This is a genomic window from Pseudomonas sp. QLc11A (genome assembly GCF_052112305.1).
GTDB classification, from domain to species: Bacteria; Pseudomonadota; Gammaproteobacteria; order Pseudomonadales; family Pseudomonadaceae; genus Aquipseudomonas; species Aquipseudomonas laurylsulfatiphila.
This window is the reverse complement of sequence record NZ_JAVAJJ010000002.1, coordinates 57,845-71,487: the sequence shown is the minus strand read 5'-3', so window position 1 is coordinate 71,487 and position 13,643 is coordinate 57,845. Positions and strand designations below refer to the sequence as shown.

The following is a 13,643-nucleotide window of genomic DNA, read 5'->3' as shown; positions in this document are numbered from 1 at the left end:
TGCTTGTGGATGACTTTGAAAGTTCTGTAAGTTTTTCGAAAAGTGCTGATTTCGTAAGAGCATGCATTAAGATGCGTAAAAGTGCCATGGCCAAGCGGCCGCGCACAATGTCGTTGATGTCGTCGGTCGCTTCGAGTCCTACCAAGGAATTGGACGCGCTGGTGTTGGGCAACAGTCTGATTGGCTACGGTGACAAGATCAGCATCGAGAACATGGCGATCATTGAAAACCTGATTACCATGTCGAAGATGGAAGCTAATTACGAAGTGCCCGGGAATAAAGATCCCAAGGCTTGGTATCACGCCTTTACCAAGTGCCTGGAAGAGTTGGGGTGTTTCGTTCCAGATAAAGGTTACTCAAAGTACAGTGCCACTTCGCTGAAGATCACGATGGATAATGTCATGGTCGATATTATCCAGGCTGCCGTCGAGGCTGCAAAGGCCGCAATTCCTGGCGCAACTGTGCTCAGTGCAATCACCAACTCCACGCTGGATGCATTGAAGAAAGAGCCTGATGCACTAAATCTGTTCAACCTTGAAGCGAAGAATACGGAAGGCGTACGCCTGACCACTATTCCCTGCGAGCAAATGGCCAACGGAATTATCCTGATCGCGGTAGGCGCGGTTGATCATCAGGGTGGTAGTGATGATGGCGGTGCGCTGTTTGTCGACTGGAAGACTTCTTCCCTGGAAATCTTTCACGGAAAGTCGTTTGTAACGTTCAACCCTGCCCGTTATGCGGAAATCAAGTCGGACATCGAAGAGTACCTCGGCGAACACCGAAAAGATGTGTTGGTCAGGCGGTTCAGCCGGCGCAAGTGAAGGAACGAGGCCAGAGGCTTCAGGCCTTTGGCCTTTCTGAATCAAGGAAAGCGAATGACGTACTCCGTAGTAATAAATTCAGGCAGCATTTTGCTGATGTCGAAGGCGTTGTCGCCTGCGGCCCTGCAGGACAGCCTTGACACTGTCTTGTTTGCGCAACTCACCGCCGAGGAAGATTTTCCGAATGGTCACGCCCACGCCAAATGGGCCGAAGTATTCGTGGAGACGCTGGCCGCTTGTGGCTGGCAGTTCCATGACCAGGGGGCAACCTCAGGAATGTTCCCTCGATCAGGCGTTACGATTTTTTCCGTGTATGACGCTGTGCATGCAGCCTTTCAATCAAGGCTGTCCGCTCAGCAAGTCCTCCTGATGGGAAGTGCTCTGCGCATGATTGCGCAACTGCCAGTACAGTCGCTGGGGGCTGGGGTTTTCCGTGAGCAATCGATATTGGAGAGTGGGACTCATTCAGTCGGTATCGAAGACAATCTCAAGCGTACTCATCGTGTGAGAGTGCTGGCAGGCGTAGTCGAGGCTGATGGTTTTTTAACATTGGCCACCGTGTTCTTTGAAACAGATCAGCCGATTGAAGGCCAGTTTATCGGGCAAGACTTCGCTTTGAATCGCGTAGAGGGAGGTGTGACGACTTCATTTCTTCACGCCCGATTTGCTGTCAACGAATACACGGCATTCCGAGAAGACACAGTGCGGTGGCTAGGGCCGCAACGGCAGGCACTGTGCATCAAGGTCGGCGAACACGCGGTGCAGCTTGCTTAGGGGGGGGCTAAGGCACCAGATACCCCCTCACCCCGGTGAAGATAATCTGCGCCGCCAATGCGCATACGAATAGCCCCATCAAACGGCTGACGATCTGTAATCCCTGATCACCGAGAATGCGCTCGATTCGACTGGACAAAAACAGCACCACGCCCACAGTAAAACTGGCCATGGCAATGCCGACAATGGCGGTGAGTTTGTCGTCCCAGTGCGGCTGACTCACGCCCATCACCAGTAATGCACCGATGGTGCCCGGGCCGACGGTCAGTGGAATGGTCAGCGGGACGATGGTCACATCCTGCTGCACGTTGTCGGTCTGTACCGCCGATTTGCCTTGTGCCATCCCGAGTGCCGAGATGAACAGGACGCTACCGGCACCGATGCGGAACGCATCCACGGTAATGCCGAAAACACTGAAAATCACTCGGCCGAACAAGTACAGCAGCACACTGGAGACCAGTGTGGCGACTGCAACTTTCCAGGCCAGCCGTCGCTGTTCCTTGCGCGAATAACCACGGGTCAGGCTGATGAAGCAGGACAACACGAAGAATGGGCTGTAGAGCACCAGCATCTTCAGGTAAACGCTGAACAACACATGGAGCATGGTGCCGGGCTCACTGGCGAGGGAAGTCGAGGGGGGAGTCTATCAGGGGTTGCGCAGTCTGTCGGCTCAGGACGTTTGGGTCGTTGCGCGATTCTGCTGGTCACGCTGGGCGACCCAGTGTTCGATCAATTCACGCAGTTGTGACAGTTCGACCGGTTTGGCCATGTGTCCGTCCATGCCGGCCTGGCGCGCACGCTCTTTGTGTTCGGCCAGGATGTGGGCGGTCAATGCCACCACGGGGGTACGGACCCGCTGGTTGCCGACTTCCCAGGCGCGCAATTGCTGGGTGGCCGAGAAACCGTCGAGGATCGGCATTTCGCAGTCCATCAGGACCAGGTCGTAACGCTGGGCTTTCATCGCCTGCAAGGCTTCTTCGCCGTTGCAGGCGGTATCCGGTTGCAGGTTGAGCTTGCTCAGCATGCCGCGGATCACCTTGGTCGAAATGCTGTTGTCTTCGGCCACCAGAATGCGGAAATCGCTGGGGACCTTGACCGGCGGGGGCGGGCCGCTTGGCAGTGATTGCGTGACGACCAGGCCTTTGTTGCGTTGGGTCAGTTCGTCGGCCAGGGTGGTCTTGAGGGTGTAGCCGGCCACCGGTTTGGCGAGGATGCGCTTGATGCCGGAGTTGCGCGCAATGATCTTGCTCGGCGCATTGCTGATGCCGGTGAGCATGATCAGCAGGATGTCATGGTTCAGGCTCGGGTCTTCCTTGATCTTGGCCGCCAGTTGCATGCCGGTCATGCCGGGCATGTTCTGGTCCAGCAGGACCACATCGAAGTAATCGCGCAAATGCGCCTTGGTGCGCAGCAGTGCCAGCGCTTCCTTGCCGGAAGGCGCGGCGCTGACGTTGAGGCCCCAGGCGCTGCATTGCTGCACCAGCACCTTGCGACAGGTGTCGTTGTCGTCTACCACCAATACCCGTGCACCTTGCAGCGGGCCATCGAGGTCGGAGGTCGGGTGCTCGAGGCGATCCGGATCCAGCGGCAGGGTCAGCCACAGGGTGCTGCCCTGGTTGCTGCCACTCTTGATTCCGAACTCCCCTTGCATCAAGCGTATCAGTTGCCGGGCAATCACCAGGCCCAGGTTGCCGCCCAGGTGGGTGGCCGACAGAAAATGCCGGCTGTGCAGTTCGGCGTGCATCAGGGCGTCGCGTTCATCGGCGTCCATCGGCTCGCCGCTGTCCTGCACGGCGATACGCAGGCGCGGTTTGGTGTTGCGCTCGTCGAGCGCCACGACGATCAGGATTTCGCCTTCGTCGGTTTTTTTCAGGGCGTTTTCGAGCAGGCTCAACAGGGTCTGGCGCAGGCGTGTCGGGTCACCGCTGATCACTCGAGGCACTTGCGGCTGGATGAAGCTGATCAACTCGACGTTTTGCTGCTCGGCCTTGGCGCGGAAGATGCTCAGGCAGTCTTCGATCAGCGCGTTGAGGTCGAACTGCACATCGTCCAGTTCGATCTGCCCGGACTCGAGTTTGGAAATGTCGAGAATTTCGTTGATCAGTGTCAGCAGCTCGTTCCCGGCGCTGTGGATCGTCTGCACATAGTCGCGTTGCTTGACCGATAGCGGGGTGCCCAACAGCAGCTCGGTCATGCCGAGAACGCCGTTCATCGGGGTGCGGATTTCATGGCTGATCTTCGCCAGGAACTCGGCCTTGGCGTTGACCTCGGCATTGCTGGCCGCCAGGTCGCGGCTGATGCTGAAACGGTCTTCGGTGATGCGGCGCTGGCGCTCGCTCAACGCGATGCTCATCAGCAGGCCGCTGATGCAGATGAATACCAGCAATGTCGTGATCAGGCCATGGGGTTCGACCAGGGTCAGCCCCAACAGCGCAGGCAGGATGACCAGGGTGGCGAGGTTGAACACCACCATGGCCGCCACGAAGAGACGGGCCGGGCGATAGCCTTTTTGCCAGTGATAGGCGCTGATGAACAGCATGGTCAGGCCAGCCAGGGCTACCAGGCCGTAGGTAATGAAGTTCAGCGGCAAGGTATTGACGAACAGCAGCATCAGGCCGCAGGCGGTGATCAGCAGGACCTCGCCGAGCAGCAACCGGTTCAGCGGGTGCGGTCCGAGCGGGGAGAAGAAGCGATAGGCAAGCATCAGGCCGCAGGGTGCCGTCAGCAGCAATGTCAGGTAAGCCCCCGGCGTCTGCAGTGCGTGCCAGTCCGGTAGCCAGGGGCCGGCGAGGTTCAGCAACAGCAGCAGGCTGAGCATCAACAGCCCTTCACACGCTGCCAGCCAGAGGGCACTGTGCGAGCGGGTGTAGGCGTAGCGGATGAGGTTGTGCAGGATCAGCATGGCGATGCAACCGAACAGCAGGCCATAGATCAGCGTCTGGTTCTGGTTGGCAGCCGCGATGACCGCCGATTGCAGGGTGAAGTAGGGTCGTAACTGGTGGTCGGAGGCCAGTCGAAGGTAGACGTCCAGCGGGCTGTCGCTTTGCGGCAGGGGCAGCATGAAGTCGCTGCTGGGCAATGGACGCTCGGATTGGGGTTGTTCGTTGCCCGTGCTGGATTGGTCGATCAGCTTGTCGCCGTCCAGTACGTACATGTTGAACTGGCGCAGGTCAGGCGCGAACAATCGCAGCACCTGTTCGTGCTTGCCCGGTGCAAGCTTGAATCGCAACCATAGCGCTCCATCGGGTTCAGCCGCGGTAATGCGATCGAGCTCGATGGGGCTGAATTGATTGGTGTAGCGTGCGGAACGGATGTCGCTCAGTTGCAGGTCGCCCTGTTCGTCGAGCAATACCGCCCAGCCACTGCCTTGCGCGGCCTGGGCCGGTAGCATGCAGAGCAGGGTCAGCAATGTGACGGTTAAGCTTATGGCAATCCTGAGCCAGCGCACGGCGAAATCCCTTCGATAGGTTGATGCCAGAATATAACGATGCGCGGCGCCGGAATAGCCAGGCAATGAACCGTGTTCATTGCCTGGCGCGGTGTCTACCTTATTCCTGGCTTTCGCCGCGCTCGCGGGCAATGGCGCGGTAGCCAATGTCCTTGCGATAGAAGCAGCCTTCCCAGTCAATCGTTGCCGCCAGCTTGTAGGCCTGCTGCTGTGCAGCGTCGACGCTGGCACCCATGGCTGTGGCGCACAACACACGACCACCGGCGGTCACTACCTGACCGTCCTTGAGCGCCGTACCGGCGTGGAAAACCTTGCCTTCCAGTGCGGCGGCAGCATCCAGCCCCTTGATGGCTGTGCCCTTGGCGTAGTCACCAGGATAGCCGCCAGCGGCCAGAACGATGCCGACGCTCGGACGTGGATCCCATTGCGCTTCCACTTTATCCAGCGCCTGGGCCAGGGCGGCTTCAACCAGCAACACCAGACTCGACTGCAGGCGCAGCATCACCGGTTGGGTTTCAGGGTCGCCGAAACGGCAGTTGAATTCGATGACTTTTGGGTTACCAGCCTTGTCGATCATCAGGCCGGCGTACAGGAAGCCAGTGTAGACGTTGCCTTCTTCGGCCATGCCGCGCACGGTCGGCCAGATCACCAGGTCCATGACGCGCTTGTGCACGTCGGCGGTGACCACTGGCGCCGGGGAGTAAGCACCCATGCCGCCGGTGTTCGGACCGGAGTCGCCGTCGCCGACGCGTTTGTGGTCCTGGCTGGTGGCCATCGGCAGCACGTTCTTGCCGTCGACCATGACGATGAAGCTTGCTTCTTCGCCGTCCAGGAACTCTTCGATGACCACGCGCGAACCGGCATCGCCAAAGGCATTGCCCGCCAGCATGTCGCGCACGGCGTCTTCGGCTTCGGCCAGGGTCATGGCGACGATCACGCCTTTACCGGCGGCCAGGCCGTCGGCCTTGATCACGATCGGAGCGCCTTTTTCACGCAGGTAGGCGAGGGCAGGCTCGATTTCGGTGAAGTTCTGGTAGTCGGCAGTCGGGATCTTGTGGCGAGCCAGGAAGTCCTTGGTGAAGGCTTTCGAACCTTCCAGCTGCGCAGCGCCAGCGGTCGGGCCGAAGCAATCCAGGCCGCGGCTGCGGAACAGGTCCACAACACCGGCAACCAGCGGCACTTCAGGGCCGACGATGGTCAGGGAAACGTTTTTCTCGGCAAAGTCTGCCAGTTGCTCAAGCGCCAGTACGTCGATGGCAACGTTCTCGCACTTGGCTTCGATGGCGGTACCAGCGTTGCCCGGCGCCACGAACACCTTCTGCACGCGCGGATCCTGAGCCACTTTCCAGGCCAGGGCGTGTTCACGGCCGCCGCTGCCAATGATCAAAACATTCATTTCAAAAACCTCGGATGACGCTAATTCTGTTTTGGAACCTAAAGCGCTTCACGCCCTAGGAGGTTGCAATGACGCCGGTAGATGCAAGGCGGAGCCCACCTCGATGAGCGGAGTTGCCTTTTGGCAATGAGCATCATCGAGGTGGGCTCCAACGCAGCAGATGCCGGCGTCAGTGCGACCGTTGCCGTATTAGTGACGGAAGTGGCGCATGCCGGTGAATACCATCGCGATGCCGGCTTCGTCGGCCGCTGCAATCACTTCAGCATCACGCATCGAGCCGCCTGGCTGGATCACGGCAGTCACGCCCGCCTTGGCCGCATTGTCCAGACCGTCGCGGAACGGGAAGAATGCGTCGGAAGCCATCACCGAACCGGCTACCTGCAAGCCGGCATGTTCTGCCTTGATGGCAGCAATGCGCGCCGAGTTCACGCGGCTCATCTGGCCGGCGCCGACACCGATGGTCTGGCGATTCTTGGCGTAGACGATGGCGTTGGACTTCACGTACTTGGCGACTTTCCAGGCGAAGATCAGGTCGTTGATTTCCTGTTCGGTCGGTGCGCGCTTGGTCACCACTTTCAGGTCGTCGGCGCCGATCATGCCGATGTCGCGGCTCTGCACCAGCAGGCCGCCGTTGACGCGTTTGTAGTCCCAGGCAGCGGCGCGGTCAGTCGACCACTCGCCACAGGCCAGCAGGCGTACGTTGGCTTTGGCGGCGACAATGGCGCGGGCTTCTTCGCTGACGCTCGGGGCAATGATCACTTCGACGAACTGGCGTTCGACGATGGCCTTGGCGGTCTCGGCGTCCAGTTCGCGGTTGAAGGCGATGATGCCGCCGAAAGCGGATTCGGTGTCGGTGGCGTAGGCCAGGTCGTAGGCCTTGCGGATGCCGCCTTCGGCGTCAGGGCTGACAGCCACGCCGCACGGGTTGGCGTGCTTGACGATCACGCAAGCCGGCTTGACGAAGCTCTTCACGCATTCCAGCGCGGCGTCGGTGTCGGCCACGTTGTTGTACGACAGTTCCTTGCCTTGCAGCTGGGTCGCGGTGGCGATGCCGACTTCGGCAGGCTTGGCTTCCACGTAGAACGCCGCGCTCTGGTGCGGGTTCTCGCCGTAGCGCATTTCCTGGGCCTTGATGAACTGGCTGTTGAAGGTGCGCGGGAATTCGCTGCGGCCTTCTGTGCTCAGGGTGTCGGCCGCCTGGTTCACGGTGCCCATGTAGTTGGCGATCATGCCGTCGTAGGCGGCGGTGTGTTCGAACGCCTTGAGCATCAGGTCGAAGCGCTGAGCGTAGGTCAGGCCGCCGGCCTTGAGGTTTTCAAGGACGCTGGCGTAATCGCTGGCATTGACCACGATCGCTACGTCTTTATGGTTTTTCGCGGCCGAACGAACCATGGTCGGGCCGCCGATGTCGATGTTCTCGATGGCGGTCGGCAGGTCGCAGCCTGGCTTGTTGATGGTGGCTTCGAACGGGTACAGGTTGACTGCGACCAGGTCGATCGGCTTGATGCCGTGTTCGTTCATGATCGCGTCGTCGATACCGCGACGACCGAGGATCCCGCCGTGGATTTTCGGGTGCAGGGTTTTCACCCGGCCGTCCATCATTTCGGCGAAACCGGTGTAATCCGCGACTTCCACTGCGGCAACGCCGTTGTCCTGCAGCAGCTTGAACGTCCCGCCGGTGGAGAGGATCTCGACGCCCAGGGCTTCAAGCTCCTTGGCGAATTCGAGGATCCCGGTCTTGTCGGAAACGCTGATCAAGGCGCGGCGGATCGGCAGGCGGGTAGTCTGGTCGGTCATCTCAATTTCCATCAAAAGCAAAGGAAGTCAGCAAAAAAGGCGACCGGTTTTACGCGGGCGCCTTTCTGGTTTGATTGAATGCTTACAGCAAATCGTACTGCTTGAGTTTCTTGCGCAGCGTGCCCCGGTTCAGTCCGAGCATCTCGCTGGCCTTGGTCTGGTTGCCCTTGACGTAGTTCATCACGCATTCGAGCAGGGGAGCCTCGACTTCGGAGAGCACCAGGTTGTACACATCAGTGACGGCAGCGCCCTCAAGGTGGGCGAAATAATTGTGCAGCGCCTTCTCGACACTCCCGCGAAGGGTCTGGCCCTCTTCGCTCGGTGTATTGAGGTGCTGTTTCAAATTCACGTTGTCGCTCACGGGTGTTGTTCCACTCACTAAAGTCTCGGTCATCATCGTCATGCGGCCACCCACTCTCCGTCCCCTGTCAGGCTCTTGTAACGCTCGGCGAAAAACGCCCGAACGTTGGCGCATTGTGTATCCGTACCATCCAAACGATTGAAGTGGGCGCGAAACTCCCTGGCGCCCGGCAGGGTTGCGAGATACCAGCCCACATGCTTTCGAGCAATGCGTACACCCATGACATCGCCATAGAAGGCGTGCAGGGCAGCCAGATGCTCTAGCAGGATGCGTTCCACCTCGATCAGTTCCAGCGCCGGGAGTTTCTCGCCGGTACGCAGGAAGTGGTCGATCTCGCGAAAAATCCATGGCCGCCCCTGGGCAGCCCGGCCAATCAACAAACCATCGGCACCGGTCGCGTCGAGCACGTACCGGGCTTTTTCCGGTGAATCGATATCGCCGTTGGCGAAGACCGGAATCGACACCGCCTGCTTGATTGCGGCAATGGTGTCGTACTCGGCTTCACCGGTGTACAGGTCGGCACGGGTGCGGCCATGCACTGCCAGCGCCGTAATGCCTGCCTGCTCGGCGATCTTCGCCACCGTCAGGCCGTTCTTGTTGTCCCGGTCCCAGCCGGTCCGGATCTTCAGGGTAACCGGCACATCGACCGCAGCCACGACGGCCTGCAGGATCTCGGTTACCAGGGTTTCATCCTTCAGCAGTGCAGAACCGGCAGCTTTGTTGCAGACTTTCTTGGCCGGGCAGCCCATGTTGATATCAATAATCTGTGCGCCCATTTCAACATTGGCACGTGCAGCGTCCGCCAGCATCTGCGCGTCCCCACCAGCGATCTGTACCGAGCGTGGCTCGGGATCACCTGTGTGGATCATGCGCATGCGCGATTTGCGGGTGTTCCACAAGCTCATGTCGCTGGTGACCATTTCCGAGACGACCAGTCCCGCGCCCAAGCGCTTGCACAGCTGACGAAAGGGCTGGTCGGTGACACCCGCCATGGGGGCGAGAATCAAGCTGTTATGCAATGTATATGGGCCGATGCGTACCGCCGACATAGGACTTCCCTGTTGTGGGGCCGGATCATGAGAGTTCGAAAAAGGGTGGGCATGATACCCGCTCTCGATGACTGGATAAAGGCTGAATTGAACAAAATCTGAACAGTTATTCTGTTATTACCCGTGGTTTGGTTGGCCAGGGGGAGTCAGAAAGCCGACTTCAATCGGGGAGCGATGAAGCGTTTCACTCCGGAGAGTGGAAGCTCAGACTGTAGTTCACGGCCTTGGCGCCGGGGTCGAGAATGTCCAGGGCGATGTGGATCGGCGTCTGCGGAGGCATTTCCGCCATGCCTTCGAGATCGCCATTGAGGTACTCGCCGGGTTTGAAGCGGCGACTGGCGATCAGGTGGCCATTGAGGTCGGCGAAGCGCAGTTCCAGCAGCGGGAAGGGCTGGGAAAAGGTTGCGCGGTTATAGATGATCGCATCGACCACCAGCGCGCCATTGAATTCAGGATGGCTGCGCACCACCAGGTTGCTGCTTTTGATTTTTGCAATGTCGACTTTGGAGGGCACCGTGCAGCCGATTTGCGGGCACAGTTGCTGGAACCACGGGCGATATTGATCCTGTCTCGCCAGTTCGTCGAAATGGTAGGCGATGTACTGGCCGGCGAGCGCGCCAGCGGCAATCAGCACCAGCAGCAACCACAACAGCCGTCGGCCCCAGGGTGAGCGGCGTTTTTGCCAGTCCAGTTGCAGCGGGTCGTCGGTCAGGTCTTGCAGCACTTCGGCACGTGGGCCTGTCTCGCTGCGTTCGCGTCGCTTGCGCAACGGTTCGATCGAGGGCAGGTTGTCGTCGATTTCGTTCTCGTCGGCGGCCGACAGGCGTTCGTGGTGCAGTGGCGCATCGAGTGGGTCATGCAAGCGCAACTGGGGTGGCTGCAGTTCGTCGTCGAGATCGACCGGTTCCAGGGACAGCGAAGGTTCGGTGCGCGAGACTTTGCCCGGTTCAACCGTCGGCTCTGGCAATTCAGGGTGGTCTAACGGTTCGTCGACTTGCGCGCGATCGGCCGCCGACTCACTGAACAGGCTGTCGGACCAGGGCTCCTCGTCATCCTGCCCGGTGCTGTCGCGACGGGCGCTCAGCGAGTCGCCGCGATGGCGGCCGAGCTCGGTGGCCGGCTGGATTTCCCGCTGTTCGAGCCGGGCGAGTTCTTCGTCGAGGTCGAGACTGTCCAGGTCCAGTTCAGTCGCGCTCCATTGCTTTTGGCTGATGGCGCGCGGTGCCGATGGCTCGAGCGGTTCGGCAGGCTGCACAGGCGGTAGCGGCGCCGCTACCGGTGGTTCCTTGCCGGCCTGCTCAAGCAATTGTCTGGCGGCATTGAACACCTGCAGGCAGGAGCCGCAGCGAACCACGCCGCGAGCCACGCTCAATTGGGCATGGCTGACGCGGAAGCTGGTTTGGCAATGCGGGCATTGAGTGACGAAGCTATCGGTCATGCGGCATTCCGGATTATGCAGGCGGACATTCTAGCGCCGACGGCCAGTGATGCGCACCCAGCCATCGCGATTGGCGATCGGATCCAGATCGAAGTCCTTGGCGTAGGCGGCAGCGACTTCGTCACCCTGTTCGGCGAGGATGCCCGACAGCGCCAGGCGACCGCCCGACTTGACCAGGCCGGACAGCTGCGGCGCCAGGGAAACCAGCGGGCCGGCGAGAATGTTGGCCACCAGCACGTCGGCCTGCACCTGCGGCAGGTCCTGCGGCAGGTACAGCGGGAACAGGTGTTCGGCGATGTTGTTGCGCCCGGCGTTGTCGCGGGAGGCTTCCAGTGCCTGCACGTCGATGTCGGTGCCCACGGCTTTCCTGGCGCCCAGTAACAGCGCGGCGATCGCCAGAATCCCCGAACCGCAGCCGAAGTCCAGCACGTTGCAGTCTTTCAGGTCCTGACCGTCGAGCCATTCCAGGCACAGTGCGGTGGTCGGGTGGGTGCCGGTACCGAACGCCAGGCCTGGATCAAGCAACAGGTTCACTGCGTCAGGTTCCGGCGCGGCGTGCCAGCTCGGCACGATCCACAGGCGCTGGCCGAAACGCATTGGCTGGAATCCGTCCATCCAGCTGCGTTCCCAATCCTGGTCTTCGATGACTTCGCTGTGGTGTTCAGGCAGCGGGCTGCCGGTCAGCAGCTCCAGGTGGGCCAGTACCGGGCCGGGCTCGGTGCCACCTTCGAACAGGGCCAGCAGGTGCGTGTGCGACCACAGCGGCGTGGTATTGAGTTCCGGCTCGAAGATCGGCTGGTCTTCGGCGTCCATGAAGGTCACCGACACGGCGCCCACTTCAAGGAAAGCGTCTTCATAGGTTTCGGCTTGTTCTGGGCTGATGGCGAGACGTACTTGCAGCCAAGGCATGGCGGGCACCTTTGAAAAATGTTGATTGCAGCCTAGCGGGCTGCGAGAAGCGCGCAAGTTTACGCGAGCGCGGGGCTTTTGTGGGAGTGGGTTGACCTGGGGCTGTCGCGACTCCCGGTTAACCCGGAACTCTGTGGGAGCGAGCTTGCTCGCGATAGCGGTGTATCAGTCAACGCCGATGCTGGATGTACCTGCCTCATCGCGAGCAAGCTCGCTCCCACAGGGGAAATGCGAAACCTTTAGATACAACAAAGCCGCCCGGAGGCGGCCTTGTCATGTGCCAGCTAAAGCTTAGTGCTTCTCGCCAGCCAGCTTGTGCTCGAGGTAGTGAATGTTCACGCCCCCTTTGCAGAAGCCTTCATCGCGGGTCAGGTCGCGGTGCAGCGGGATGTTGGTCTTGATCCCGTCAACCACGATCTCGTCCAGCGCATTGCGCATGCGCGCCATGGCTTCGTCACGGGTTGCGCCGTAGGTGATCAGCTTGCCGATCAACGAATCGTAGTTCGGCGGAACGGCATAACCACTGTACAGGTGCGAGTCGACGCGAACGCCGTTGCCGCCTGGAGCGTGGAAATGCTTGACCGTGCCAGGGCTCGGCATGAAGGTTTTCGGGTCTTCGGCGTTGATCCGGCATTCCAGCGCGTGACCGCGGATGACCACGTCATCCTGGGTGAACGACAGCTTGTTGCCGGCGGCGATGCTGAGCATCTCCTTGACGATGTCGATGCCGGTGACCATTTCCGAAACCGGGTGCTCTACCTGGACACGAGTGTTCATCTCGATGAAGTAGAAACGACCGTTTTCGTACAGGAACTCGAAAGTGCCTGCGCCACGGTAGCCGATGTCGATGCACGCCTTGACGCAGCGTGCGAGGACTTCCTGACGTGCGTTCTCGTCAATGCCCGGTGCCGGCGCTTCTTCAAGAACCTTCTGGTGACGACGTTGCAGCGAGCAATCGCGGTCGCCCAGATGGATAGCCTGGCCCTGGCCATCGGAAAGAACCTGGACTTCCACGTGGCGTGGGTTGGTCAGGAATTTTTCCAGATAGACCATCGGGTTGCCGAACGCCGCGCCTGCTTCGGAGCGGGTCAGTTTCGCCGAGGAAATCAGGTCTTCTTCCTTGTGCACAACGCGCATGCCGCGACCACCGCCGCCGCCAGCGGCCTTGATGATCACCGGGTAACCCACTTCGCGACCAATGCGCAGAGCGGTTTCTTCGTCTTCCGGCAGCGGGCCGTCAGAACCCGGAACGGTCGGTACGCCAGCTGCGATCATGGCGTGCTTGGCCGATACCTTGTCGCCCATCAGGCGAATGGTTTCGGCTTTCGGGCCAATGAACGCGAAGCCGGACTTCTCGACCTGTTCGGCGAAGTCGGCGTTTTCCGCAAGGAAGCCGTAGCCCGGGTGAATGGCGGTGGCGCCAGTCACTTCGGCTGCGGCAATGATTGCCGGAATGTGCAGGTAGGAGTGGGCCGCCGATGCCGGACCGATGCAGACGGATTCGTCTGCCAGGCCCAGGTGCATCAGTTCCTTGTCAGCCTTGGAGTAAACGGCGACGGTTTTGATGCCCATCTCTTTGCAGGCGCGCAGGATCCGCAGGGCGATCTCACCGCGGTTGGCGATCAGAACTTTTTCCAACTTCGCAGTCAT

General features: G+C 60.2%; 11 protein-coding genes. 2 read left to right on the top strand and 9 right to left on the bottom strand.

The genetic code is table 11. The features are described 5' to 3' along the window. Positions 1 to 5: 5 nt before the first annotated feature. The gene (locus Q8X48_RS03260; protein WP_041474975.1) at positions 6 to 821 is read left to right on the top strand and encodes a hypothetical protein; all 816 of its coding nucleotides are present in this window, start codon (positions 6 to 8) and stop codon (positions 819 to 821) included. A gap of 54 nt (positions 822 to 875) precedes the next feature. After that, positions 876 to 1,595, top strand: coding sequence for a hypothetical protein (locus Q8X48_RS03255; RefSeq protein WP_407799618.1), 720 nt, complete (start codon positions 876 to 878; stop codon positions 1,593 to 1,595). Between the two features lie 7 nt (positions 1,596 to 1,602). Here Q8X48_RS03255 and Q8X48_RS03250 read toward each other — a convergent pair whose 3' ends face one another. The 9 genes from Q8X48_RS03250 to accC form a co-directional block, all read right to left on the bottom strand. Further along, positions 1,603 to 2,199: a MarC family protein gene (locus tag Q8X48_RS03250; protein ID WP_007971378.1), complete on the bottom strand. Its 597-nt coding sequence runs from the start codon at positions 2,197 to 2,199 to the stop codon at positions 1,603 to 1,605. Between the two features lie 66 nt (positions 2,200 to 2,265). Next, a complete protein-coding gene (locus tag Q8X48_RS03245; protein ID WP_407799617.1) occupies positions 2,266 to 5,043 on the bottom strand; it encodes a hybrid sensor histidine kinase/response regulator in 2,778 nt (925 codons plus the stop codon). A gap of 100 nt (positions 5,044 to 5,143) precedes the next feature. Continuing rightward, positions 5,144 to 6,439 carry a phosphoribosylamine--glycine ligase gene (gene purD, locus Q8X48_RS03240; RefSeq protein WP_007971374.1) on the bottom strand — a complete coding sequence of 432 codons (1,296 nt, stop codon included), beginning with the start codon at positions 6,437 to 6,439 and terminating at the stop codon, positions 5,144 to 5,146. A gap of 189 nt (positions 6,440 to 6,628) precedes the next feature. Next, entirely contained in the window at positions 6,629 to 8,236 is a 1,608-nt protein-coding gene (gene purH / locus Q8X48_RS03235) for a bifunctional phosphoribosylaminoimidazolecarboxamide formyltransferase/IMP cyclohydrolase (protein ID WP_407799616.1), read from the bottom strand. An 82-nt stretch (positions 8,237 to 8,318) separates the two neighbouring features. Continuing rightward, positions 8,319 to 8,639: a DNA-binding transcriptional regulator Fis gene (gene fis, locus Q8X48_RS03230; RefSeq protein WP_015093301.1), complete on the bottom strand. Its 321-nt coding sequence runs from the start codon at positions 8,637 to 8,639 to the stop codon at positions 8,319 to 8,321. Next, positions 8,636 to 9,646, bottom strand: coding sequence for a tRNA dihydrouridine synthase DusB (dusB, locus tag Q8X48_RS03225; RefSeq protein WP_007971370.1), 1,011 nt, complete (start codon positions 9,644 to 9,646; stop codon positions 8,636 to 8,638). Before dusB ends, fis begins: the two co-directional genes overlap by 4 nt. A gap of 184 nt (positions 9,647 to 9,830) precedes the next feature. After that, positions 9,831 to 11,084, bottom strand: coding sequence for a DUF3426 domain-containing protein (locus tag Q8X48_RS03220; protein ID WP_407799615.1), 1,254 nt, complete (start codon positions 11,082 to 11,084; stop codon positions 9,831 to 9,833). A gap of 30 nt (positions 11,085 to 11,114) precedes the next feature. After that, positions 11,115 to 11,993, bottom strand: coding sequence for a 50S ribosomal protein L11 methyltransferase (gene prmA, locus Q8X48_RS03215; RefSeq protein WP_126049021.1), 879 nt, complete (start codon positions 11,991 to 11,993; stop codon positions 11,115 to 11,117). 291 nt (positions 11,994 to 12,284) lie between these two features. Continuing rightward, positions 12,285 to 13,643, bottom strand: a complete 1,359-nt coding sequence (accC, locus tag Q8X48_RS03210; protein WP_095964765.1) for an acetyl-CoA carboxylase biotin carboxylase subunit — start codon at positions 13,641 to 13,643, stop codon at positions 12,285 to 12,287.